Here is a 24,127-nt window from a genome sequence, read left to right as displayed (position 1 = left end):
CTGTGGGCTATATGGCCACATTGAACCCGGAAATAAGGCCAACACGCGCATTGGAAACTTGTGGAACGTTGCGAGGCTTTGCCTCGGCGGGGGCAGAGCCCCCCCTTGATGTACGGAAAGGCTGGTTAGCCTTTCATCCCGTCCCAAAAAGACTTTACAGACGAGAAAAAGCTATTGGATTCCGGGTGGTTGTCCTCACCCAAGTCGTCAAATTCCCGCAGCAGTTCTTTCTGACGGCTGGTCAGATTGACGGGGGTTTCCACGGCCAGTTCGATGAACATGTCCCCAACGCCGCCTCCGCGCAGGGCCGGCATGCCTTTGCCACGCAGACGCATTTGGCGGCCGGATTGGCTGCCAGAAGGGATCTGAATGCGGCCGCGACCACCATCAATGGTAGGCACCTCGATGGATCCGCCCAGCGCGGCCTTGGCCATACTGACCGGCACGCGGCAATACAAGTTCACGCTGTCACGTTCGAAAAGCTTATGATCTGACACTTCAACAAAGATATACAGATCGCCCGGGGGACCTCCGCGCATCCCGGCTTCGCCTTCGCCAGCCAACCGAATGCGGGTGCCGGTTTCAACGCCCGCAGGGATGTTGACCGAAAGCGCGCGTTCACGTTCGACGCGGCCTGCGCCCTGACAGGATTTACAGGGGTTCTTGATGATCTGGCCCAGACCGGAACAGGTGGGGCAGCTGCGTTCGACGGTGAAGAAACCCTGTTGTGCGCGTACCTTACCCATGCCCGAACAAGTCGGACAGGTCGTAGGTTCCACGCCGCCTTCCGCACCCGATCCGTCACAAGCCGAACAAGCCACAGCAGCCGGGACGCTGATCGTTTTTTGCAGGCCTGCAAAGGCATCTTCCAGCGACACGCGCAGGTTATAGCGCAGATCAGATCCACGGGCCGCACGACGTCCGCCGCCAGTGCCACCACGCTGGCCGCCCATGAAATCGCCGAACAGGTCGTCAAACACGTCCGAAAAGGCGCTGGAGAAATCACCCTGTCCGAAACCACCACCGGGGCGTCCGCCGCCACCGCCCATGCCGTTTTCAAACGCGGCATGACCAAAACGGTCATAGGCGGCCTTGCGTTCAGCGTCTTTCAGAACGTCGTAAGCCTCGTTGGCTTCTTTGAACTGGGCTTCGGCATCTGGGTTGTCTTTGTTGCGGTCGGGATGCAATTCCTTGGCTTTCGTTCGAAAACCCTTTTTGATCTCGTCCGCCGATGCGCCCTTGGACACGCCGAGCACATCATAGTAGTCGCGTTTTGACATCAGTTGTTCCTTATGTCTCAACGTAATCGGACCGGCCCGGGTCACCGGACCGGCCCGACTTGGCCCGGTTACCCGTTAGTTGCGCTTGTCGCCGTCCAGATCTTCGAACTCGGCGTCGACGATGTCGTCTTCACCTGCCGGAGCCTCGTCAGCCGCCGCAGGTTCGTCGTCACCCTCTTCAGCTTGCGCCTTGTAGATCGCCTCGCCCAGCTTCATCGCAGCTTCGGTGACGTTCTGGATACCCGACTTGATCTTGTCGGCGTTCTCAGTCTCCAGCTCGTCTTTCAGCGCGGCGATTGCCAGTTCGATGGCTTCGACAGTCGTCGGATCGACTTTGTCCGAATGTTCTTCGACGGACTTTTCGGTCGAGTGGATCAGGCTTTCGGCCTGGTTCTTCGCCTCGATCAACTCGCGGCGTTCCTTGTCCGCCTCGGCGTTGTCTTCGGCGTCCTTGACCATCTTGTCGATGTCTTCGTCCGACAGACCGCCCGAGGCCTGAATGGTGATCTTCTGCTCTTTGCCGGTGCCTTTGTCCTTGGCCGAGACCGAGACAATGCCGTTGGCGTCGATGTCAAACGTCACTTCAATCTGAGGCATGCCGCGTGGCGCGGGCGGGATTTCTTCAAGGTTGAACTGACCCAGGATCTTGTTGTCCGCGGCCATTTCACGTTCACCCTGGAAACACCGGATGGTCACGGCGTTCTGATTGTCTTCGGCAGTCGAGAAGACCTGAGACTTTTTCGTCGGGATCGTGGTGTTGCGGTCGATCAGACGGGTGAACACGCCACCCAGCGTCTCAATACCCAAGCTCAGCGGCGTCACGTCCAGCAGAACCACGTCCTTGACGTCGCCCTGCAGAACACCGGCCTGAATGGCGGCGCCCATGGCCACAACTTCGTCCGGGTTCACGCCCTTGTGCGGCTCTTTACCGAAAAACTTGGTGACCTCTTCGATGACTTTCGGCATCCGGGTCATACCACCGACCAGAACAACCTCATCAATGTCGCCCGCCGACAAACCGGCGTCTTTCAGCGCGGCCTGACAGGGTTTCATCGACTTTTTGATCAGGTCACCGACCAGTGATTCCAGTTTGGCACGGGTCAGCTTCATGACCATGTGCAGCGGCTGACCGTTGGCACCCATCGAGATGAACGGCTGATTGATTTCGGTCTGCGAGGTCGAGGACAGTTCGATCTTGGCTTTTTCAGCAGCTTCTTTCAGGCGCTGCAGCGCCATCTTGTCGCTGGACAGATCGACGCCGTGTTCCTTTTTGAACTCATCCGCCAGATAGTTGACGATGCGCATATCAAAGTCTTCGCCACCCAGGAAGGTGTCGCCGTTGGTCGATTTGACTTCGAACAGACCGTCGTCGATTTCCAGAATGGTCACGTCGAAGGTACCGCCACCAAGGTCATAGACCGCGATGGTTTGGGTTTCTTCCTTGTCCAGACCATAGGCCAGCGCGGCGGCTGTCGGTTCGTTGATGATCCGCAGCACTTCCAGACCGGCGATCTTGCCTGCGTCTTTGGTGGCCTGACGCTGAGCGTCGTTGAAATAGGCCGGTACGGTGATCACGGCCTGTGTGACTTCCTCACCCAGATAGCTTTCGGCGGTTTCCTTCATCTTACCCAGAGTGAAGGCCGAGATCTGGCTTGGGGAATACTTTTCACCGCGGGCTTCCACCCACGCGTCGCCATTGCCGCCGTTCACGATGGCATAGGGCACCATTTTCTTGTCTTTTTCGACTTCTGCATCATCCACACGACGGCCGATCAGGCGCTTGACGCCAAAGATCGTGTTGTCGGGGTTGGTGACCGCCTGGCGTTTTGCAGGCTGACCGACCAATCGCTCATCTTCGGTGAAGGCGACGATCGAGGGCGTGGTCCGCGCCCCTTCTGCGTTTTCGATGACCTTCGGCTGCGAGCCGTCCATGATGGCCACACACGAGTTTGTGGTGCCGAGGTCAATACCGATTACTTTTCCCATATGTCGATCCCTTTCTCTTCAAGGCGATGTCCCAAGGCCTGAACCCGTTACGGCATCCCGGCCTCGATCAGTTATGCGCAACAGCTCTACACCATCGCGCGTCCCGGCGTATATAAGGGCGAGACCAAAGGCCTGCAAGCGGTCTAAATCGCAGGTTTTCGGGAATCTATGGCCTTTTTTGGCAAGGTTTTGGCAAGGATTGAGGATTCTGCGATGGCGCGGCTGCATTTGCGCGATTTTGATATCAGAAAAACCTATCTGGATATGGAGGAACAGACCCAATTGGTCGAAGTGCTGCGCCCGATTCTGAAATCCGCCCCGCTGTTTCGGCCGGTGACGCCCTCGGGTAAGGAAATGTCCGTGCGCATGACCTCGGCCGGCGCGTTGGGATGGGTCACGGATAAGGCCGGATACCGATATCAGCCCGAACACCCCAAAGGTGCGATCTGGCCAGCTATCCCCGATAAGATTCTGGACATCTGGCGGGATCTGGCCAGCCCTGACCGTGAACCAGACTGCTGCCTGATCAACTACTACGGCGAGGGCGCCCGGATGGGCCTGCATCAGGACAAGGATGAGGCGGATTTTTCGTGGCCCGTCCTGTCGATCTCATTGGGGGATGATGCGCTGTTCCGCATTGGCAACCAAACCCGCGGTGGTAAAACGGAATCGATCTGGCTGAACTCGGGCGACGTGGTGATTATGGGAGGACCCGCGCGCCTGACCTATCACGGGGTCGACCGTATCCGCTTTGGCTCCTCCAAGCTGTTGCCCAAGGGCGGGCGGATCAATCTGACCCTGCGCGTGGCCGCTTAGCGGCGCGCGCCCCAGCTTTGCGAAACATGCTGACGCGTGAAGAATATTCCCAAAAGTCCGATAAGCAACAGCACCAAACCAACCCAAAGCGCATATTCCCAACTGGTATTTCGCGGGAAATAGTTGCGGAAAACAAAGCCCCGGCACTGGTCGATAATATGAAACAGCGGGTTCCAGATGAACATGGTCAGCATGACCCCACCCAGCGCATTGCCCACAAACATCTTACCCGAAAATATCATGTTCAAACGCCGGTAGATGTTTTTCAGCATCTCAGACGTACCCGGCAACCAGGGCTTCATCGCCATGAACACGACACCAACCGAACAGCCGGTAAACCAGGCCAGTATAAGCATCGCAAACGCACCGCCCGGTTCCTGTATTTCGATCGGGGAAACCGCAACGCTATACAGAAACAGGATCACAAGGATGGACATCATCTGCGTGTAAAGCGAGCCGTAGGCCGTGGCCAACAAAACGACCATCATGTTCATCGGCGAATGCAGCATCATCGGACTGTTCCCGGTGCCCACGCCCGCAATCGCACTGACGGCTTTTATATGGGTCAGAAACAAAAACACTCCGGTCAACAGATACAGAATGAACTCGCCCCGAATTTTGGCGACACGCGACCCCATGAACGACATGATGGTATAGAACACCAAAACCAGTGCCAGTATCTGTACAATGTTAATGATGATCGCAAGCACTGCGTTGGAATGCTGCGACCGCACGTTGCGCACCACCGCATGGAATATCAATTCCGCAGTTGTAAACGCACCGCCCAGAAGGGACTGGTTTCGCTTGAAATAATACACTCTGAGTGTCTTTCCCGCTTTTTCGCCAGCAATCTGCCACGAATTTCTTGCCGATCCGTAACCGGCACATCATAAGGCCGATAGAAATTTCAATCAACAAACCACGCGAACGGAGCATTTTTGTGACCTACGACGCCCTTATTCCCGTCATCCGACGTCTGGCCCTGGAAGCGGGCGACACGATCATGAAAATCTACGAAGCGGATGACTTCGACGTGAAGGTCAAATCCGACGCCAGCCCCGTGACCGAAGCGGACGAAGCCGCCGACGCCCTGATCTCGGCCGGGCTGCGTGCCGCTTTCCCGGATATCCTGCTGGTGACCGAGGAACAGGCTGCCTCGCACACGCAAAAGGGAGATACGTTCCTGATCGTGGATCCGCTGGACGGCACCAAGGAATTCATCAACCGGCGCGGCGATTTCACCGTGAATATCGCGCTGGTCGAAAACGGCGTTCCAACCCGGGGTGTTGTCTATGCCCCCGCCCGTGGTCGTATGTTCTATACCCAGACCGACGGCCAGACGGTTGAGGAAACAGGCGCGTTGGACAAGGCGCAAGCTGGTGCCGTAACACCGATCTCGGTGTCTGAGCCGGACAACTCGGCCCTTCTGGTCGTAGCATCGAAATCGCACCGGGATCAGGCCACTGACGACTACATCAACAAATATCAGGTTCAGGACAGCAAAAGCGCGGGCTCATCGCTGAAATTCTGTCTGGTGGCCACCGGCGAGGCGGATATCTACCCCCGCGTCGGGCGCACCATGGAATGGGACACCGCAGCCGGTCACGCGGTGCTGGCCGGTGCGGGCGGCAAGGTTGTGCGGTTCGACAACCACGAACCACTGACCTATGGCAAGGACGGCTATGCAAACCCGTTCTTTATCGCCTACGCTCCGGGTGTTGACCTGAAGGAGGCCTGATGTCCGTATTGATCGCCATTCCCGCCCGTTACGCCTCGACCCGGTACCCGGGCAAACCGCTGGTGCCGTTGACCGGAGCCAGTGGCAACGCGATGACCTTGATCGAACGGTCCTGGCGTGCGGCCAGTTCGGTATCGGGCGTGGACAAGGTGGTTGTGGCCACTGATGACGACCGTATCCGCGAAGTCTCTGAGGGTTTCGGCGCCGAGGTGGTGATGACATCCGAGACCTGCGGCAATGGCACCGAACGCTGCGCCGAAGCGCATGACGTACTGGGCGCAGGCTATGACATCGTAGTGAACCTGCAAGGCGATGCCCCCCTGACCCCACATTGGTTTGTCGAGGACCTGATCGCCGGCCTGCGCGCCGCACCCGAGGCCGGTGTCGCGACCCCCGTGCTGCGCTGCGATGGCGACGCGCTGAACGGTCTGCTGAACGACCGCAAACACGGGCGCGTCGGCGGCACCACCGCCGTCTTCGCCGCTGATCACAGCGCGATGTATTTCTCGAAAGAGGTCGTCCCCTACACCGCACAAACCTATGCCGGTGAACAGCCGACCCCGGTGTTCCACCATGTTGGCGTTTATGCCTATCGTCCAGACGCGCTGGCTGCTTATCCCGGTTGGCCGGTTGGACCGCTGGAACAATTGGAAGGGCTGGAACAGCTGCGGTTCATGGAAAACGGCCGCAAGGTTCTGTGTGTCGAGGTGGAAGCCAAAGGCCGCCAGTTCTGGGAGCTAAACAACCCGCAGGACGTGCCGAAGCTGGAAGAGATGATGGCCGCGATGGGGTTGGAGTGATCCGTTTTCCCCGTGACTCCGCGGCTCCGCGTTGGCTTTGTGTCGACACTGCGACAATTTGGGATCTGCAATGACAAACGTGTTGGTAACCGGCGGGGCCGGGTATATCGGATCCCATGCCTGCAAGGCGCTGGCTCGTGCCGGATACACCCCGGTAACCTATGATAACCTGATCACCGGTTGGCAGGACGCGGTGAAATTCGGACCGTTTGAACGGGGCGACTTGCTGGATCGGGCACGGCTGGATGAGGTGTTTGCCACATACCAACCCGCCGCCGTGATGCATTTCGCCGCCCTCAGCCAGGTCGGTGACGCGATGTCTCAGCCTGGAACATACTGGTCCAACAACGTGACCGGCTCGTTGACACTGATCGAGGCCGCGGTGGCCGCAGGATGTCTGGACTTTGTGTTCTCATCGACCTGCGCCACTTATGGCGAACATGACAATGTGGTGCTGGACGAAAACACAGCGCAAGAGCCGCTGAATGCCTATGGCGCCTCAAAACGCGCCATCGAGGATATCCTGCACAATTTCGAGGCCGCGCATGGGCTGAACCATGTGATCTTTCGTTATTTCAACGTGGCCGGTGCCGACCCCGACGGCGATGTAGGTGAGTTCCACCGACCCGAAACCCATCTGGTGCCGCTGATGCTGGACGCGATTGACGGCAAGCGCGACGGGCTGACCGTTTTTGGCACCAATTACGACACGCCTGACGGCACCTGCATTCGCGACTATGTGCATGTCTGCGATCTGGTCGACGCCCATGTGCTGGGGCTGAATTGGCTGGAACAGGGCAAGGGCAGCCGGGTCTTCAACCTGGGCACCGGCAGCGGGTTTTCGGTGATGGAGGTGATCGGTCATTCCAAAGCCGTCACCAATCGCGAGGTGCCCTATTCCATCGGCCCGCGCCGCGCCGGGGATTGCACCAAGCTGGTCTCAGGCTCGGTCCGCGCCGGAGAGGAGCTGGGTTGGACCCCGAAAAGATCAACGTTAGAGACGATGATCGGCGATGCATGGCGCTGGCATCAAAACGGTCACTACGACAAATGAGCGGTAGGTGACAGGCGCGGCAACCGATAAGCTCCCACCCATCGGATGGGCACAGAAGTACCGGTTGCGGCTGAAACGCAAACGGCTTTTGTGGCGATCCTTTCGCAGCCGCCGTCAACTGCGCAGCCTCAGCGATCGGACCGGGCGGATTGGGTCAGGCGATATTCTTGCGTTTACCACGTTGCGTAACGAAGTCACCCGCCTGCCCTGGTTTCTGCGCCACTATCGCACGCTGGGGGTGGGTCAGTTTTTGATTGTCGATAATGGCAGCAGCGATGGCTCTGTCGAATATCTGCTGGACCAGCCGGATGTGTCGCTGTGGCAAACCGGTGCCAGCTATCGCGATGCCCGCTATGGCCTGGACTGGCTGACCTGGCTGCAGATGCGCCATGGGCACGGCCACTGGACCCTGATGGTGGATGCGGATGAGCTGCTGATCTACCCAAATCACGACCGCAAATCCCTGCATGATCTGACCGCGGCGCTGGACCATCAGGGCCGCACCGCCTTTGGCGCGTTGCTGCTGGACCTCTATCCCAAAGGCCCGCTAGGTGCGCAAGATTACGACCCTTTAACCGACCCTGCCGAGGTTCTAACCTGGTTCGATTCCGGTCCTTTTCGGGTGCAACGGCAAAGCCCGCTGGGCAATCTTTGGGTTCAGGGCGGGGTTCGGGAACGTATGTTCTTTGCTGACAGAAAACGGCATTCGCCGACGTTGAACAAAATCCCATTGGTGCACTGGTCACGACGCTTTGCCTACGTAAACTCGTGCCATTCCGCACTGCCCCGGTACCTGAACGCGGCGTATGACGGGCCGGGCAGCAATGCCCCCTCGGGCGTGTTGCTTCACACCAAATTCCTGCCCGAAGTGGTCGGCAGGTCAAAAACCGAAAAATTGCGCCGTCAGCATTTTCATGATCCCGACCTATTTGGGACATACTATGATGCCATTGGGGACCGGCCCGACATGTGGCATGCGAGCTCGGTTCGCTATGAGGGTTGGGCGCAGTTACAGCAACTGGGGTTGATGGGACAGATCAGCTGGAAACAACACGAAAGCAACGCATCCGGCTAACGGTTTTTAAAGTCGTTGCTTTGAAAGATGTAAAAATGGCATAAGTCAGCAATTGTCCGGCACCACTCTGGATTGTCCAGACCCCGGGCATGCTCGCGTAGACAAGAAGGTTGAACAGCCGCGTGAGTCTGTTGGATTCATACCGGATGAGGTTGCGGCGCAAGCGTCGCCTGATGCGCTGCCTGCGCAAACGTCGGGATTTGAAGTCCGTCGCCGACAACACTGCCAAGATCAAACGCAGTGATATCCTGTTGATGAGTGTGGTGCGGAACGAAAAGATCCGCCTGCCGTATTTTCTGGACTATTACCGCAAGCTGGGCATCAACCATTTTCTGTTCATCGACAATGACAGCGACGACGGCACTGGCGACTATCTGAGCGATCAGCCGGATGTGTCGGTCTGGCATACCAACGCCAGTTACAAGCGCGCCACGTTTGGCACTGACTGGTCAAACTATCTGCTGCGCAAATATGCCCACGACCATTGGGTTCTGACCGTCGACCCTGATGAGTTCTTTATCTATCCGTTCTGCGATACCCGACCTATCCGCGCCCTGACGGACTGGTTGAACGGCTGCGCCGTACGCAGTTTCGGCACCATGCTGATCGACATGTACCCGCAAGGTCCGGTGGATGCCGAAACCTATCACGAAGGACAGGATCCGTTTCAAATCGCCCGGTGGTTCGATGCGGGGAACTACATGATCACCAAAAACCCCGATTACGGGAATCTTTGGATACAGGGCGGTCCGCGGGCTCGGGTGTTCTTTCGGGACAACCCGGCCAAAGCACCGGCACTGAACAAGATCCCGCTGGTGAAGTGGGACCGGCGATATGTTTACGTCAGCTCGACCCATTCGCTGCTGCCGCGCGGCCTGAACCAGGTGTATGATGAATGGGGTGGGGAAAAGGCCAGTGGCGCGTTGCTGCATGCCAAGCTGATCAACACCCTGGGCGACAAAGCCAAAGAGGAACTGCAGCGCGGCCAGCACTATCGCCGCTCGGGCGAATACCGCGCCTATGCTGAACAACTGGCCGACAAGCCCGTATTCTGGTGCGACCGGTCCGAGAAATACATTAACTGGCGACAACTTGAGATTCTGGGCCTGATGTCAAAAGGCAACTGGGCATGAGCAGTCTTGGCATCCTCATGCTGGTCCACACCGCGCTGCACCGGGCCGAACAGGTCGCACGTCACTGGACCGCGTCGGGCTGCCCTGTGGTAATCCATGTGGATCAAAAAGTTTCCGACAAGGTCTATTCCGATTTCGTCACCGCATGCGCGGATGAGCCGCTGATCCGTTTTTCAGACCGCCACGTCTGTGAATGGGGCGGATGGGGCATCGTCGCGGCGTCACAGTCCGCGGCTGAGCTGATGCTCGAGGCGTTTCCGGATGTGCATCACGTCTATCTTTCCTCGGGTGCCTGCCTGCCCTTGCGGCCGGTGGACGAGTTGATCGACTATCTTCTGGACCGGCCCCGCGTCGATTTCATCGAAAGCGCCACCACTGCGGATGTCAGCTGGACCATCGGTGGGCTGGATCAGGAAAGATTCACCCTGCGCTTCCCGTTTTCGTGGCGCAAAAACCGTAAACTGTTCGACGCCTATGTTAAGTTTCAACGCGCCACCGGGATGCGCCGTCGCATCCCCGACGGGATCATGCCGCATATGGGCAGCCAATGGTGGTGCCTGACCCGCCAGACTCTTTCGGCGGTTCTGCAGGACCCGAGGCGGCAGACCTATGACCGCTATTTCCGGCGCGTGTGGATTCCGGATGAAAGCTATTTCCAGACTTTATCGCGGCTCTATTCAACACATATCGAAAGCCGGTCTCTGACCCTGTCCAAGTTCGACTATCAGGGGCGTCCACATATCTACTATGACGACCATCTGCAGCTCTTGCGCCGGTCCGACTGCTTTGTGGCTCGCAAGGCGTGGTCCCATGCGGACCGCCTGTATCAGGCCTTTCTGACCGATCAGGCCGGGGCGATGAAACCGGCCGAACCCAATCCCGGCAAGATCGACCGGGTGTTTTCCAAAGCGGTCGAGCGGCGCACGCGGGGGCGCGACGGGCTGTATATGCAAAGCCGCTTTCCTCGTCACGGCAGCGAAAACGGCCTGACCTCCTTCCCCTATTCAGTATTTCAGGGCTTTGCTGAGCTGTTTGAGGATTTTGAGCAGTGGCTGACCGAAACCACCGGCACCCGCGTTCACGGCCATCTTTTCGGTCCCGAGCGTGCCGAGTTTTCGGGTGGTGAGACGATCATCAACGGCGCGCTCAGCGATTGCGCGGTGTTGCGGGACTATAACCCAACGGCCTTTCTCTCAAATCTGGTGTGGAACACCCGGGGCGAACGGCAGTGTTTTCAGTTCGGCCCGGGGGATACCCAGAAAATCAACTGGTTCCTTGCGCGCGACAAGAATGCGCAGATTTCGGTCATTACCGGCGCCTGGGCTATCCCGCTGTTTCGGTCAAACCTGAATTTTGCCGATATCCGGACTGCGGCGGCCCACCTGCAACAGGTCGAAGCCAAACAGATTGAGGTGCTACGTTCAGTTTGGGCCAAAGCGCGGATACGCAGCTGGTCGCTGGCCGATTTTGTGGAATCTCCGATGGAGCCGCTGCAATTGGTGATCGAAGAGATTGGAACCGTCCACGCCAGCCACCTGACCGAAGCGCCGACCATGGTGGACCTGTCCGGGTTTGGAAAGTTCCTGCAAAACCTCAAGAACCAGGGGATGCACCCCTATATGATGGGTGACTTTCCCACAGACGATGTGTTTGGCACGCGGATCCGGCCTTACCGAAAACCCTATCTGGTGCAATAGTCCGTTATGACACCCAATTTCGATTACTTTGTCGTTCTCGCGGCCATGCGGACCGGTTCGAACCTGCTTGAGGCCAACCTGAATGCGCTGGACGGTGTCACCTGCCATGGTGAGGCGTTCAACCCGCATTTCATCGGGCGGCTCAAGTCGGACAGCCTGCTGGATATCTCGCTTGAGGATCGCGACAATGACCCGCAAAGACTGATCGGGGCAATCAAGTCCGCCCCGGGTGCGTTGAACGGGTTTCGCTTTTTCCAGGGCCATGATCCACGTGTGTTAGAGCCTGTTTTGTCTGACCCCCGCTGCGCCAAGATCATCCTGACGCGCAATCCGCTGGAAAGCTATATCTCGCTGAAAATCGCGCGCGAAACCAAACAGTGGCAGCTGAAAAACATCAAACGCCGCCGCGACGCGCGGATCGAATTTGACCCGAAAGAGTTCGAGAGTTATCTCGATCAACAACAGGGGTTTCAACTGACGATTCTGCACCAGTTGCAGGACACCGGGCAGACCGGGTTTTACATCGCTTACGACGATCTTAACCGTCTGGACGCCCTGAATGGTCTGGCCGCGTGGCTTGGCATCACCGCCCGGTTGACGGCCATTGACGATACTCTCAAGCCGCAGAACCCCGATCCTACCCTGTCCAAGGTGACAAACCCGGATCAGACCGAGGGTGCGCTGGCCCGGATCGACAGTTTCAACCTGCACCGCACGCCGAACTTCGAACCAAGGCGTGGTCCGGCGGTTGGCAATTACGTGATCGCGCCCAAAACACCGCTGATGTATCTGCCAGTGCGCAGCGGCATCGAAGGGCTCGTTGCCCAATGGCTGGCTGATCTGGATGGGGTCGGCACCGATAAGCTGATCACCAATCAGAACAGAAAGCAGACAAGACGTTGGATGCAAGCCCATCCCGGGCATCGAAAGTTCACCGTGCTGCGACACCCTCTGGCGCGGGCGCATTCCGCGTTCTGCTCATACATCCTGAGTACTGAACCCGGAGCATATCTGAAAATCCGCAACGTATTACGCAACCGGTTCAAGATTCCGATCCCCGGCCAACTGCGCGCGGACAACTATTCGCGCGATCAGCACCACGAGGCGTTCTCGGCCTTTCTGACATTCCTGCGTCAGAATCTGTCGGGGCAAACACCGGTGCGGGTGGACGGGGTGTGGTGCAGCCAGTCACAGGTGATCGAAGGGATAACCGCCTTTGCCCAGCCCGACTTCATTCTGCGCGAGGATGAGATCGCCACTGCCCTGCCAAATCTGGGCCGACAAATGGGGCAGGTCACCGCGCCTTCACCCGGTCTAAGCCCAGCGGATATGCCCTTTGCTCTAAGCGAGGTCTATGACGACGCGCTGGAAACGCTGGCGGCCGAGGCCTACCAGCGCGACTATTTGCAATTTGGGTTTGGGGGTTGGAAGCCGCTTACGCCCGCAGAGTGATCAGCGTGCCGCGGTTCACCATCGCGTAGATCTCTTCAATCTCTTCATTCTTGACGGCGATGCAGCCCGCAGTCCAATCCGGTGTCTTTTTGGCACGCTTGAGTTCCGAACGACGTTTGGGCTGACCGTGGATAAATATGTCACCGCCGGGATCAACCCCGGCCGCCTTGGCCTGCGCAATGTCGCTTGAGTTCGGATATGAAATCCCCAGCGACAAGTGATAGCGGCTGTTTGGGTTGCGCCGGTCGATCAGATAGCTGCCCTCGGGCGTACGGCCATCCCCGCGCTTGGTTTTGGTGCCATTAGGCGCAAAACCCAGATCGACCTTGTATTCCTTGAGGACGTGTTCGTTGTGCAGAAGATACATCTTCCGCGCGCCCTTGTTGATAACCAAAGAGGTCACCTGAGGCCCATCATAAGCTAAAAACCGTGGGCCTGCCGAGGCACAGGCCGAAAGGCCCAGCGTTGCCATAGCACCCAATCCAAATACGCGACGATCCATGTTCACTGCCTGCTACTGCTCTTTTTTTCAGGTATTATGCCAGAAAACTGAAAAACTGAAATCACTTTTTGCTGTGGGCCTGTTCCGTCAACCGCCGTTCGATACTTTCCAGCCGTTCCAGCACTTCGTCGCGATAGGCGTCGGTTTTCACCTCATCTTCGGCATGGTGCGCGTCCTGCATTGAGTTCACGATCAGGCCCACCAGCAAGTTCACCACTGCAAAGGTGGTGACCATGATGAAAGGGACAAAGAACAGCCAGGCATAGGGATAGACCTCCATCACCGGGCGCACGATGCCCATCGACCAGCTTTCCAGCGTCATGATCTGGAACAGGGTGTAGGCCGACAGGCCCAGATCGCCAAACCACACAGGGAACGAAGCTGAGAACAGTTTGGTTGATATGACCGCGCCGATGTAAAACAGGATCGCCATCAACAGGAACACGCTGGCCATGCCCGGCAAGGCCGAGATGAACCCCTCGACCACCCGCCGCAGCCGCGGCGCCACCGAGATGACGCGCAAGACCCGCAAAATACGCAGTGCCCGCAGGACCGACAGGCCCGCACCGCCGGGCACCAATGCGATGCCAACAATCAGGAAATCGAAGATATTCCACCCGCTGGTGAAAAACCGCCGCCCGGTGGCAATCAGCTTCATTCCGATCTCGGTCACGAAAATCGCAAGACAGATACTGTCGAGCGTGACAATCAACGGGCCGGCTGCCTGCATCAGGGTGGGTGACGTCTCCATACCCAACAGCACGGCATTAAAGATAATGACACCAGTGATGAACCGCCCAAAGGCCGGGGCTTCGATGATGCTCAGCAAGCGGTGGGTGAACCCCATTCGGCGGTCTCCTATCAGGTTTTGGGGCTCAGGCTGAACCGCGCGGCAAGTTCCGTGTGTGACGACCATCGAAATTGGTCAACCACTTGTACCCATTCAAGGGTATAGCCCGCATTAACCAGAATTTTTGCGTCCCGCGCGAATGAGACCGGGTTGCACGAGACATAGGCGATCACCGGTCGTTTGGCCTGTGCCAGTTCGTTTACCTGCGCTTCGGCCCCGGCACGGGGTGGATCCAGCACGACGGCATCTATTTTGGTCAACTCGTCTGGCATCAGAGGACGACGGAACAGGTCGCGTGCCTCAGTCGTGATCTGCTTAAGCCCCTGCGCCCGGCGCCAACCCTGATCCAATGCCTGTGTCATCGCCGCGTCACCTTCGACGGCATGCACTTCTGCCGATTGGGCCAAAGGCAATGAGAATGTGCCACTGCCCGCAAACAGGTCCACAACGCGCTTGGCACCCTCAGTCGCCCGCAAAACAGCCTTTAATAGAGCCTGTTCTCCGTCTTTCGTGGCCTGCAAAAACGCCCCGGGCGGCGGGACAACATTGGCAGGGCCGAACCGTTGAACCGGGGCATGGCGCATCGCGATCCCCTCACCGTCCCAGCTGAGCCGCGCCAATCCGTGTTTTTCGGTGGCCTGCGCCAGTATCGATTCCAAGGGGCCGTCCAGTGGCTTGCCGCCCCTTACGGCTACATCCAAACCACCCTCGGACAGGGTCAGTGTCACGGCCAGAACGCTTTTGCGGCTGCCGCCCAAAAGCGCCAGCGCCTCGGCCACCGGAATAGCAGCGATCAGGGCGGGATCCAGCAGATGGCAATCGGGGATTTCGGTGATCGTGTCCGAGGCGCGACCGTGGAACCCGGCCAGAGTACCCTTTTTCGTCCGCCGCACGGCAATTGTTGCCCGCCTGCGCGAGCGTTCGGGTGATGTGTGGATCGGGCGCATCACCGCCTCTAACCCCTGTGCAGCCAGCGCGGTCCGCACAACTTCCACCTTCCAGTCGGCCACGAACCCGTCCGCAGCATGCTGCAACTGACACCCGCCGCAGGATTTGTAATGCCTGCACGGCGGCTTAACCCGCTGATCTGACGGTGTTTCGACCCGGATATCGGTCAGAACCTGATCAACCAAGGTGCCGCTGACCACCTCACCCGGCAGGGTACGGGGCGCATAAACAGGGCCATCTGCGATACCATCGCCCTGATGGCCAAGGCGGGCTATAGTGAATTGCTGCGTCATAAGGGGCCTGATACCGGGGCTTAGCGCGCAACAAAAGCCTTATTCCGCAGCTTCCGCCTGAATGAAGCCACCCGACTGACGATGCCAGAACCGCGCATACAGTCCGCCCTGTTCCAGCAACGCATCATGGGTGCCGGTTTCCACGATCCGCCCTTGATCCAGAACGATAATCCGGTCCATTTCGCTGAGCGTCGACAGCCGATGCGCAATCGCCAACACGGTCTTGCCTTGCATCACCCGGTGCAATGCCGTTTGGATCGAGGCCTCAACTTCGGAATCCAGGGCCGAAGTCGCCTCATCCAGCACCAAAATCGGCGCATCCTTAAGGATGGCACGGGCCAAAGCGATCCGCTGGCGCTGCCCGCCGCTGAGTTTAACGCCCCGCTCACCCAGATGCGCATCATAGCCGGTGCGCCCATGCGCATCCTGCAGGCTGAGAATGAATTCATGCGCTTCCGCTTTTTGGGCAGCCTCGATCATATCGGCTTCCGAGGCATCGGGACGACCATACAGGATGTTGTCCCGGGCCGAGCGGTTAAACATCGCCGTTTCCTGCGTCACCATACCGATCTGACGGCGCAGGCTGTCCTGTGTCACCCGCGACACATCCTGTCCGTCGATGCAAATTGCGCCATTTTCCCCGTCATAGAGCCTGAGAAGCAAAGACACCAAGGTCGACTTGCCCGCACCCGAGGCCCCGACAATGCCCAGCTTTTCGCCAGGGCGCGCGGTCATGGTGACGTCGGATATACCACCAACATTACGGCCATAGGCAAAGCTGACGTGGTAGAAATCGATCTGCCCCTGGGTCACGTCCAGTTCAACTGCGCCCGGCGCATCTTCCACCCGGTCGCGCTTGGCCAGGGTTTTCATGCCGTTTTCGACCTCACCCACGTTGGCGTAAAGCCCCATAAGCGTGAAACTGACCCAGCCGGTCATTTGCGAGATTCGGACCGAGACCGCCCCGGCTGCCACGATATCACCCGTCGTTGCCGAACCCCCCTGCCATAACAGTAAGGTTGCACCCAGCAACAGAACCGGCAGCACACCGGCCAGCACCATCAGGATAAAGCGAAAGCTTGCGGACAGCTTGCCAAAGGCCAGCATCTTTTCGCGCAGATCAACCATGGACGTCTGCGCGGCCTGATCCTCGAATTTGGAATGGGCGAACAGCTTGACGGTTTTGATGTTGGTGATCGTGTCGACCACCTGCCCTGACACCATCGCCCGCGCCCCGGCCCGCGCTGCGGAACGCGCGCGAATACGCGGCAGATACCAGCGGATCAGCAGCGAATACACCACCAGCCAGGCAACAAAAGGCAACATGACCAGAGGGTGAATAGACCCTAACAAAAGCAAAGATCCCGCCAGCGAGGCCAGCGCAAAGACAATCGCGCTGATCGTCTCGGACACGACCGAGGCCATCGCGTTCGAGGTTTGCATTTGTTTCTGCGCAATACGACCCGCAAAATCGTCGTCGAAATAGGTTACTGACTGGCCCAGCGTCCAGCGGTTCAACTTGGCCAGAACCAGCGGCGGAATGTTGGGCATAACGACATAGTTGTTCGAATATGCCGACAGGCCAAAGAACACAGGGCGCAGCAACATGAAAAACGCCGCCACGCCAAGTATCATCCTAAGATTGGCGGGGGACAAGAAGTTCTGTGGCCCGCTTTCGGTCGCCAGATCAATCACCAGCCCCAGCATCCACGCGGTTCCGGCCTCCATCGCACCGGCCAATGCCGAAAAGGCGGCGGCGATGAAGATCATTGGCCAGGCGCCCGACAGACACCAGCGGATAAACGCCCCCAGCGTTTGCGGTGGGGGCGTTCCGATGTTTTTGAACGGGTCTATGAGGTCGGCAACCTTCATTCTGCGGCCTCCGTGTTCAGGAAGCCGCCAGATTGCCGTGCCCAGAACTGGGCGTAAAGCCCGCCCTGTACCATCAGTTCAGCATGGTCGCCTTGTTCGACGATCCGACCACCATCCATCACCAGAATCCGATCCATCTGGGCAATGGTGCTCAGCCGGTGGGCAATGGCAATCACGGTTTTGCCCTGCATCATGCCATAGAGCGTTTCCTGAATGGACGCTTCGACCTCGGAATCCAGCGCCGATGTTGCCTCATCCAGCAACAGGATCGGCGCATTCTTCAGGATTACCCGCGCCAGCGTCACCCGCTGTCGCTGACCACCGCTGAGCTTTACGCCTCGTTCCCCCACATGCGCGTCATAACCGGTCCGGCCTTGCGGATCCTGCAGGTTCAGAATGAACTCATGCGCTTCGGCCTGTTTGGCGGCGGCGATCATCTGCTCTTCGGTCGCCTCGGGCCGACCATACAACAGGTTGTCGCGGACCGAGCGATGCAGCAATGCGCTGTCCTGTTGCACCATCCCGATATGGCCGCGCAGACTGTCCTGGGTCACACCCGCAATGTTCTGATCGTCAATCAGGATCGCCCCCTGTTCGACGTCATAAAACCGCAAAAGCAGCATTACCAGAGTCGATTTCCCGGCACCCGACCGACCGATCAGACCGATCTTTTCGCCCGGCTGGATCGTCAGATTGACGTGATCCAGACCCCCGGTTCTGCGCCCGTAGTGGTGCGACAGGTCGCGGATTTCGATCTGACCATCGGTCAGTTGCAACGGTTTTGCATCCGGCGCATCCAGCAGGTCGATGGGTTGGGCAATCGTCTCCATCCCCTCGGCCACTACGCCGAGCTGGCGGAAGAAACTGGTCAGCGCCCACATGATCCAGCCGGTCATCGCGTTCAGCCGCAGGGTCAATGCAGTTGCCGCCGCAACGACACCGACGGATGCGCTGCCCTGCATCCACAGGGCAATGGCCCAGCCAACAACGCCGACGATCAGCAAGCCATTCAGCGTGACCAGAACCACGTCCATAACGGTGAAGATCCGCATCTCGACCATGAAGGTGCGACGGGTTTCTTCGATGGCTTCGCGGGCATATTCCAGCTCTTGCGAACCGTGAGCGAACATCTTGACCGAGTGGATGTTGGTATAGCTGTCCACCACACGCCCCGTCACAGCCGAGCGCGCATCGGATGCCGCTTGCGATGCTGGGCCAACACGCTGAACCGTCCAATGCACCAGAAGACCGTACAGCGCGAACCAGATCAGCAACGGCAACAGCAGCCGTGGATCAGCCGCCATCAACAATATCGCCGCCCCGATCAGATAAGCCAGCGAGAACGAGATGGCGTCAAAGACCTGAAACACCGCCTCGCCTGCAGCGGGCGGGGTCTGCATGATCCGGTTGGCGATACGTCCGGCAAAGTCATTCTCGAACCAACCTACAGACTGGCGCAGCACATGTTTATGCGCCCGCCACCGGATCAGCGTGCCAAAGTTCGGCAGGATCGTGTTGTTCAGCAACAGCACATCCACAACATGCAGAATTGGGCGCAACAGCAATACAAACACAGCCACCAGAATCAGCTCTGTGCCGTGAGTTTGCCAAACCTCGGTCGGCGCGCCGGACAGCAGGTCAACCACCCGACCCATATAATAAATCAGGCCGACCTCAACCGTGGCGACAACGATGGAAATCAGCCCGGCCCAGAAAAACACCCGCATGAAAGGGCGGGAGTATTCCAGCATGAACGGCCACAACCGTGTCGGCGGCGTGTCGGATTCTTTATAGGCGACAAAAGGGTCTACAAGGTTTTCGAAATAGCGAAACATGGAGAGTGCTCCGGTTTGAGCAGAAAAATGGTCATGCGAAGAAAGATGGCGCCAGAACACCACCCTTACGGGTCAAAGTGTTCCAGCGTTAGCTGTCCCAGATCCCGTAATACATACGCATGCCTCCCTCCAATTCATGTAACAGGCGCACGTAACCACAATATTATTTGTTTGTCATCCCTTTTTGAGACTTCATTCTAACCGCCCAGCAGATCGTCGCGCGTCAGGGTAAAGCCGGATGCAATCCAACGGGATTCGAGCTCGGCCAGTTTCTTGCCCAGCGCAGGGCCGGTGAAAGTCGGGATAAGGTCGGTAGCCTGTATGGGAAAATCCGCAGCAGCCCCAGAGTGCAGCGCGTGGCGCATGTCTTCGGACCACGGCTGTTCCAGAAATGCACAGCGCAGCAAGGTTTCGTGCATCCCGCCCTCATCGCCATAACGAAAGCCCAATTCGGCGATGCTGGCTGTGCCTGACGCCTCATCCCGCATGCGGGTCAGCCGCTGCAGCTGCGCTTTGCTCAGGCGCAGGGACTTTGCGATTTCCGGTGCGGCGATGGCAGCCAACCGGCGGATCGGCTCGGGATCGGCTCCGGCCTGGTGTTCCAGCGCGATCAAAGGGGCCAGCGCCCGGTCATCCGCCCCGGGCAACAGCTGTGCCAGAACACCCGCCTGACGCATTGCCGCAATCGAGGGCGCAGGATCGGGGGCACCCAGCAGTTTCAGCAGCTCGGCCCCTACCCGTTCGCGGGACAACCCGGCCAGCCCATCCAGATGGGCGGCGATGGCAGCCAGAGCGTCCGGGTCAAACCCAGCCTCGGCATCGCCGTACCAGGCATGAAACCGGAAATAGCGCAGCGAGCGCAGATAATCCTCGCGGATGCGGTTCTCGGCCGTTCCGATAAAGCGCACATGGCGTGCTAGCAAATCGGGCAGCCCGTTCAGAGGGTCTAACACAGTGCCATCAGGCTGCGCATAAAGCGCGTTCATGGTGAAATCGCGCCGTGCGGCGTCCTCTTCGACGGTGTCGGAAAAGGCCACAACAGCGCGGCGGCCATCGGTTTCTACATCGCGGCGGAAAGTGGTTATTTCATGCGGGATGCCACCGCTGACCACTGTGATCGTGCCGTGCTCAATCCCTGTGGGAATGGCCTTGAGACCCTCTGCCTGCGCCAATTCCACCACCTGCTCTGGGCGTGCATCGGTGGCGATATCGATATCGGCGACCGGCGCACCCAGCAGCGCGTTGCGCACGCAGCCGCCCACAAACAAGGCCTGTGCCCCGCCAGCGGTCAGGGCCGCACAAACCTTTTGCGTCGCCGGGACAGACACCCAGCCTTCTGTGATTTGCGTCATTCCCCCACCTGCGCAGCCAATCCCCGCAACATTCGGGCCGTTGCCCCCCAAATGTAATAGGGGCCTAGCGGCACCGTGAAATAATACCGTTTCTGACCGCGCCACCGGCGCGATTCAACGATATAATTCTCAGGGTTCAGCACATGTGCAAGCGGAACCGAAAACACTTCGTCCACTTCGCCGGGCTCTGGGACAGGCTGGAATGGCGCCCGCAGGATCGCAACAACGGGCGTCACCGAGAAAGAAGTCACCGTTTCATGGGTCGGCAAATGACCCAGAACCTCGGGCAGATCCGTCGGTAGGCCGATTTCCTCTTGCGCTTCACGCAAGGCAGTCGCGGTCACATCGGCGTCGCCGTCATCCTGTTTGCCGCCCGGAAAGGCGATCTGGCCCGGATGATGTTGCAGGGCCGAGGACCGCTTCGTCAGGATCAACCGCGGCGTATCACCTACAACCGAGATCGGAACCAACACGCCCGCGGGGCGCAGTTTGCGCCCTTCGGGCAGACTAGCATCGGGGTTCAGATCAAAATCGCTGGACCCGGTACCCGGGCGGCGCAGGGCCGCCCGCAGCAGATCTGTTGGATCAGGCGTCGTCGGCATCAAAGCCAACCGTGCCGGGTTGCAGCACATAATGGGCACCACAGAACTGGCAATCGGCCGTGACCAAACCTTCGGGCGTGGTCATTTTTTCGATATCCTTGGCCGAGTAGATCGACAGGCTTTGCCGCACACGATCCTCGGAACAGGTACAGCCGAATTGCACGGATTGCGCGTCATAGACCCGCGGCCCTTCCTCGTGAAACAGCCGAACCAGCAGATCAGTGGGCGCAATCGACGGTCCGATCAACTCCAGCTCGTCGACCGTATCGAGCAGGATATTGACGCGGCCCCAGTTCTCGCCTTCTTCGCCGTCCACCAGATCATTGGCCGACAGGATTTCTCCTTCGCCTTCGCTTGCGGCGACAAAGGGCGAGGCCTTGGGCATGTGCTGCAGCATGATCCCGCCCGCACGCCAGTGTTCTTCAACGTCCTGCTCGGTTGATTTACCAAAGCTCAGCGAGAACCGCGTCGGCAGCTGTTCGGATTGCGCAAAATATGCCTCAGCACAGGCACTGATCGAGTCACCGGCCAGCGGAGTGATGCCCTGATAAGGCTGTGTTCCTTCGCCCTGATCGATCATGATAGCGAAATACCCTTCGCCCACCTGATCGAACGGCGCGCCATCGGTCAGGCGATCGCGGTCGAAACTGGCATAGGCGCGGATGCGGGCCGGTTCACCCTCTTGCTGCGGGGCGTAGTAATCGGTGGCAATCATGCGCACTGCGCCCTTGGACTGGACCTGCAGCGACAGCTTCCAGCGCAGCGCGACAGTCTGACCGATCAGTGCAGTCAGCAGGGCCATCTCAGCCACCAGAGCTTCGATCTTTTCCGGATAGTCGTGCTGTTTCAGGATGCCGTCGAGCACGCCATCCAGACGGGCTATACGGCCGCGCATATCCGATACATCAAGTTGAAAAGGCAGGACTGTATCGTCCCACGCGATTTTAGTTCCAAGAGACATGGGGTTTCCTTACACGCCACAGGTTGGCATACCGCCAGCATATAGGTCGAACATTTCGGGTTTTAAGGGGCCATACATGATCAGACGGTTCGGTGAAACCCCTCAAGCGGGGCGCAAATATACAAGACGCGTGGGTGTCTATGGAATTTTGCCGCGCGGTAGACATTTGCTGCTGACCTGCCAGACGGAGCCCGGTCCGGATCTGCAATTGCCCGGTGGCGGGATCGATCCGGGCGAATCGCCAATTACAGCGCTGCATCGCGAAGTGTACGAGGAAACCGGCTGGCTGGTAGCAGCCCCGCGCCGGATCGGAGCGTTTCGCAGGTTTACCTATATGCCCGAGTATGACCTGTGGGCCGAAAAGATATGCCTGATCTATCGAGCCCGCCCGGTGCGTCATATCGGGCCCCCGACCGAGCCATTTCACGATGCCCTGTGGATGGACACGGCGGATGCGGCCCAGATGCTGGGTAATGGCGGGGATCGCCATTTCGCCACCCTGCATCTACAGCGGCTTTAAGCCTTGTCATATTCAAAGAACACGGCAGACACGTCGTCATCCATACCGTTTCCAGGCGCCATGGCTTGCGTCAGGCGCCAGAACATATCGTCCAGAAACTCGGTCCCGCTGCGGTCAGGCGCACAATCCAACGCCATGGCGCGCAACCCGTCTTCCTCCAACAAAGTGCCGTCTGCAAGGCTGCATTCAGTAAACCCGTCTGAATAAAGCAGCAATTTGTCGCCGGGTTTCATATAGGTTTCGGTCCGCTGAAACGTGACATCCGGCAACAGCCCGATCGGCAGCCCCCCCTCGCCCAGAAACTGGGTACCGCCGTCCCCGCGCAGCAACAGGGGGTGCGGGTGCCCCGCCTGCACCATCTTCAGATGCCCGTTGCGCAGGTCGATGATGGCATAAACCATAGTGAAGTATTCTTCGACGCCCGCATCCGCCATCAGCCGGGAATTCAGGGTTTCGGCCACCTGTTCAGGCGGCAGCAGCGCATAAAATTTGTCAAAGCGTTTTTCCATCGCCAGGTTCTGATCGAAATGGCTGCTGGACAAATACCCGCCCAACCGTGCCGTCATCATCGCCGAGGTGATGCCGTGCCCCGACACATCAATGCTGTAGAAACCCAGCCGATTGACCCCGGGCGAGAACATTCCCACCAGATCGCCGCCGATATGGCCGCAGGGTTTCAGCAACATACTGACCCGAGAGCCGCCGAAATCCCGCATCAGTTCCGGCACCAGCGATTCCTGAATCTTCCGCGCCTGCATCAGGTCTTTGTCGATCGCATCATGGGCCAGCTTCAGCTCATCCAGCGCCGTTTCGATCATGCGGTTCTTTTCGGACAGCTCGCGCTGCATATCCAGAATCCGCGCCCCAGCCGAGATCCGCGCGCGCAATTCGTCTGCCTCAAGCGGTTTGATCAGAAAGTCGTCCGCCCCCGCATCAAGCCCCCGCGCCACCTCCTGCTTTTCACTTTTTGAGGTCAGCAGAATGAAATAGCTGTACTGATCGCTGTCCATCGCCCGAAAAGACCGGCAAAACTCCAGCCCGCTCATCCCTGGCATGATCCAGTCGCTGACAACAAGGTCCGGCGGATCGGTTGTGCACATGTTCAGGGCGGCTTCACCGCTGTCGGCCTCAAGCACTTCGAACCCCCATTTCTTGAGAGACGCGACAAGAATCCTCCGTTGCAGGCGGCTGTCGTCAACAACAAGCACCTTTTGGATCGCACCAAAATCCAACTCTGCCCTGGCGTTTGCCTGACTGACCTCTGCCACCTGAACCCTCTGCCCTGCGACGTTACACGGAGTGATGCGACCGTAACGCGCAGCGGTTTAACATCCCGTGAAGGCCGCAGGGTTACGTGGCTT

21 protein-coding genes are annotated in these 24,127 nt (G+C 58.6%); 9 read left to right on the top strand and 12 right to left on the bottom strand.

Annotation, left to right across the window (positions count from 1 at the left end; all coding sequences use genetic code 11):
• Positions 1-125: 125 nt before the first annotated feature.
• Together dnaJ and dnaK are read right to left on the bottom strand one after the other, a co-directional pair.
• Complete coding sequence (gene dnaJ / locus RUM8411_RS09770) at positions 126-1,280, bottom strand: molecular chaperone DnaJ (RefSeq protein WP_085822509.1); 1,155 nt, start codon at positions 1,278-1,280, stop codon at positions 126-128.
• A gap of 75 nt (positions 1,281-1,355) precedes the next feature.
• Positions 1,356-3,266, bottom strand: coding sequence for a molecular chaperone DnaK (dnaK, locus tag RUM8411_RS09765; protein ID WP_085822508.1), 1,911 nt, complete (start codon positions 3,264-3,266; stop codon positions 1,356-1,358).
• A gap of 213 nt (positions 3,267-3,479) precedes the next feature.
• Here dnaK and RUM8411_RS09760 point away from each other — a divergent pair, with 213 nt between their 5' ends.
• Positions 3,480-4,082: an alpha-ketoglutarate-dependent dioxygenase AlkB family protein gene (locus tag RUM8411_RS09760; protein WP_085822763.1), complete on the top strand. Its 603-nt coding sequence runs from the start codon at positions 3,480-3,482 to the stop codon at positions 4,080-4,082.
• Here RUM8411_RS09760 and RUM8411_RS09755 read toward each other — a convergent pair.
• Positions 4,079-4,900 (bottom strand): ABC transporter permease, encoded by an 822-nt coding sequence (locus RUM8411_RS09755; RefSeq protein ID WP_085822507.1) that lies wholly within the window; start codon positions 4,898-4,900, stop codon positions 4,079-4,081. The genes RUM8411_RS09760 and RUM8411_RS09755 overlap by 4 nt on opposite strands.
• Positions 4,901-5,022: 122 nt before the next feature.
• Here RUM8411_RS09755 and cysQ point away from each other — a divergent pair, with 122 nt between their 5' ends.
• From cysQ to RUM8411_RS09720, 7 genes are all read left to right on the top strand, one after another.
• Positions 5,023-5,820, top strand: coding sequence for a 3'(2'),5'-bisphosphate nucleotidase CysQ (gene cysQ, locus RUM8411_RS09750; protein WP_085822762.1), 798 nt, complete (start codon positions 5,023-5,025; stop codon positions 5,818-5,820).
• Positions 5,820-6,620 carry a 3-deoxy-manno-octulosonate cytidylyltransferase family protein gene (locus RUM8411_RS09745; protein WP_085822506.1) on the top strand — a complete coding sequence of 267 codons (801 nt, stop codon included), beginning with the start codon at positions 5,820-5,822 and terminating at the stop codon, positions 6,618-6,620. The genes cysQ and RUM8411_RS09745 overlap by 1 nt, the downstream gene beginning before the upstream one ends.
• Before the next feature lie 70 nt (positions 6,621-6,690).
• Positions 6,691-7,674 (top strand): UDP-glucose 4-epimerase GalE, encoded by a 984-nt coding sequence (gene galE, locus RUM8411_RS09740; RefSeq protein ID WP_085822505.1) that lies wholly within the window; start codon positions 6,691-6,693, stop codon positions 7,672-7,674.
• A 7-nt stretch (positions 7,675-7,681) separates the two neighbouring features.
• Positions 7,682-8,749, top strand: coding sequence for a glycosyltransferase family 2 protein (locus tag RUM8411_RS09735; protein ID WP_085822504.1), 1,068 nt, complete (start codon positions 7,682-7,684; stop codon positions 8,747-8,749).
• 146 nt (positions 8,750-8,895) lie between these two features.
• A complete protein-coding gene (locus RUM8411_RS09730; protein WP_085822503.1) occupies positions 8,896-9,882 on the top strand; it encodes a glycosyltransferase family 2 protein in 987 nt (328 codons plus the stop codon).
• A complete protein-coding gene (locus tag RUM8411_RS09725; RefSeq protein WP_085822502.1) occupies positions 9,879-11,579 on the top strand; it encodes a DUF5927 domain-containing protein in 1,701 nt (566 codons plus the stop codon). Before RUM8411_RS09730 ends, RUM8411_RS09725 begins: the two co-directional genes overlap by 4 nt.
• A 6-nt stretch (positions 11,580-11,585) precedes the next feature.
• Positions 11,586-13,031 (top strand): nodulation protein NodH, encoded by a 1,446-nt coding sequence (locus tag RUM8411_RS09720; protein WP_085822501.1) that lies wholly within the window; start codon positions 11,586-11,588, stop codon positions 13,029-13,031.
• Here the strand turns inward: RUM8411_RS09720 and RUM8411_RS09715 are convergent.
• From RUM8411_RS09715 to hslO, 8 genes are all read right to left on the bottom strand, one after another.
• The gene (locus tag RUM8411_RS09715) at positions 13,015-13,533 is read right to left on the bottom strand and encodes a L,D-transpeptidase family protein (protein WP_085822500.1); all 519 of its coding nucleotides are present in this window, start codon (positions 13,531-13,533) and stop codon (positions 13,015-13,017) included. The two genes, RUM8411_RS09720 and RUM8411_RS09715, sit on opposite strands and share 17 nt — an antisense overlap.
• A gap of 61 nt (positions 13,534-13,594) precedes the next feature.
• The gene (locus RUM8411_RS09710) at positions 13,595-14,380 is read right to left on the bottom strand and encodes an ion transporter (RefSeq protein ID WP_085822499.1); all 786 of its coding nucleotides are present in this window, start codon (positions 14,378-14,380) and stop codon (positions 13,595-13,597) included.
• 14 nt (positions 14,381-14,394) lie between these two features.
• Entirely contained in the window at positions 14,395-15,624 is a 1,230-nt protein-coding gene (locus tag RUM8411_RS09705) for a class I SAM-dependent RNA methyltransferase (protein WP_085822498.1), read from the bottom strand.
• 39 nt (positions 15,625-15,663) lie between these two features.
• Entirely contained in the window at positions 15,664-17,496 is a 1,833-nt protein-coding gene (locus RUM8411_RS09700) for an ABC transporter ATP-binding protein (RefSeq protein ID WP_085822497.1), read from the bottom strand.
• Positions 17,493-19,331, bottom strand: coding sequence for an ABC transporter ATP-binding protein (locus RUM8411_RS09695; RefSeq protein ID WP_085822496.1), 1,839 nt, complete (start codon positions 19,329-19,331; stop codon positions 17,493-17,495). The genes RUM8411_RS09700 and RUM8411_RS09695 overlap by 4 nt, the downstream gene beginning before the upstream one ends.
• A 197-nt stretch (positions 19,332-19,528) precedes the next feature.
• Positions 19,529-20,683, bottom strand: coding sequence for a CCA tRNA nucleotidyltransferase (locus tag RUM8411_RS09690; protein ID WP_085822495.1), 1,155 nt, complete (start codon positions 20,681-20,683; stop codon positions 19,529-19,531).
• Entirely contained in the window at positions 20,680-21,285 is a 606-nt protein-coding gene (locus RUM8411_RS09685) for a CoA pyrophosphatase (RefSeq protein ID WP_085822494.1), read from the bottom strand. The genes RUM8411_RS09690 and RUM8411_RS09685 overlap by 4 nt, the downstream gene beginning before the upstream one ends.
• On the bottom strand, positions 21,269-22,246 hold the full coding sequence (gene hslO / locus RUM8411_RS09680) for an Hsp33 family molecular chaperone HslO (RefSeq protein ID WP_085822493.1): 978 nt from the start codon (positions 22,244-22,246) through the stop codon (positions 21,269-21,271). Before hslO ends, RUM8411_RS09685 begins: the two co-directional genes overlap by 17 nt.
• 76 nt (positions 22,247-22,322) lie before the next feature.
• On the opposite strand from hslO, the gene RUM8411_RS09675 reads away from it, so the two are divergent.
• Entirely contained in the window at positions 22,323-22,766 is a 444-nt protein-coding gene (locus RUM8411_RS09675) for an NUDIX hydrolase (protein WP_085822492.1), read from the top strand.
• On the opposite strand, the gene RUM8411_RS09670 is transcribed toward RUM8411_RS09675, so the two are convergent.
• On the bottom strand, positions 22,763-24,034 hold the full coding sequence (locus RUM8411_RS09670) for a PP2C family protein-serine/threonine phosphatase (RefSeq protein ID WP_085822491.1): 1,272 nt from the start codon (positions 24,032-24,034) through the stop codon (positions 22,763-22,765). The genes RUM8411_RS09675 and RUM8411_RS09670 overlap by 4 nt on opposite strands.
• Positions 24,035-24,127: the final 93 nt, after the last annotated feature.

The sequence above is a fragment of the Ruegeria meonggei genome, assembly GCF_900172215.1.
In the GTDB taxonomy this organism is placed as follows: domain Bacteria; phylum Pseudomonadota; class Alphaproteobacteria; order Rhodobacterales; family Rhodobacteraceae; genus Ruegeria; species Ruegeria meonggei.
Note: the sequence above shows the minus strand (reverse complement) of the source record. Positions and strands in the feature narration are given on the sequence as shown.

Coding starts and splice junctions, on each gene's coding strand:
- dnaJ (WP_085822509.1), bottom strand. CDS start 1,280: ATGTCAAAACGCGACTACTATGATGTGCTCGGCGTGTCCAAGGGCGCA.
- dnaK (WP_085822508.1), bottom strand. CDS start 3,266: ATGGGAAAAGTAATCGGTATTGACCTCGGCACCACAAACTCGTGTGTG.
- RUM8411_RS09760 (WP_085822763.1), top strand. CDS start 3,480: ATGGCGCGGCTGCATTTGCGCGATTTTGATATCAGAAAAACCTATCTG.
- RUM8411_RS09745 (WP_085822506.1), top strand. CDS start 5,820: ATGTCCGTATTGATCGCCATTCCCGCCCGTTACGCCTCGACCCGGTAC.
- galE (WP_085822505.1), top strand. CDS start 6,691: ATGACAAACGTGTTGGTAACCGGCGGGGCCGGGTATATCGGATCCCAT.
- RUM8411_RS09730 (WP_085822503.1), top strand. CDS start 8,896: ATGAGGTTGCGGCGCAAGCGTCGCCTGATGCGCTGCCTGCGCAAACGT.
- RUM8411_RS09725 (WP_085822502.1), top strand. CDS start 9,879: ATGAGCAGTCTTGGCATCCTCATGCTGGTCCACACCGCGCTGCACCGG.
- RUM8411_RS09720 (WP_085822501.1), top strand. CDS start 11,586: ATGACACCCAATTTCGATTACTTTGTCGTTCTCGCGGCCATGCGGACC.
- RUM8411_RS09715 (WP_085822500.1), bottom strand. CDS start 13,533: ATGGATCGTCGCGTATTTGGATTGGGTGCTATGGCAACGCTGGGCCTT.
- RUM8411_RS09710 (WP_085822499.1), bottom strand. CDS start 14,380: ATGGGGTTCACCCACCGCTTGCTGAGCATCATCGAAGCCCCGGCCTTT.
- RUM8411_RS09705 (WP_085822498.1), bottom strand. CDS start 15,624: ATGACGCAGCAATTCACTATAGCCCGCCTTGGCCATCAGGGCGATGGT.
- RUM8411_RS09700 (WP_085822497.1), bottom strand. CDS start 17,496: ATGAAGGTTGCCGACCTCATAGACCCGTTCAAAAACATCGGAACGCCC.
- RUM8411_RS09695 (WP_085822496.1), bottom strand. CDS start 19,331: ATGTTTCGCTATTTCGAAAACCTTGTAGACCCTTTTGTCGCCTATAAA.
- RUM8411_RS09690 (WP_085822495.1), bottom strand. CDS start 20,683: ATGACGCAAATCACAGAAGGCTGGGTGTCTGTCCCGGCGACGCAAAAG.
- RUM8411_RS09685 (WP_085822494.1), bottom strand. CDS start 21,285: ATGCCGACGACGCCTGATCCAACAGATCTGCTGCGGGCGGCCCTGCGC.
- hslO (WP_085822493.1), bottom strand. CDS start 22,246: ATGTCTCTTGGAACTAAAATCGCGTGGGACGATACAGTCCTGCCTTTT.
- RUM8411_RS09675 (WP_085822492.1), top strand. CDS start 22,323: ATGATCAGACGGTTCGGTGAAACCCCTCAAGCGGGGCGCAAATATACA.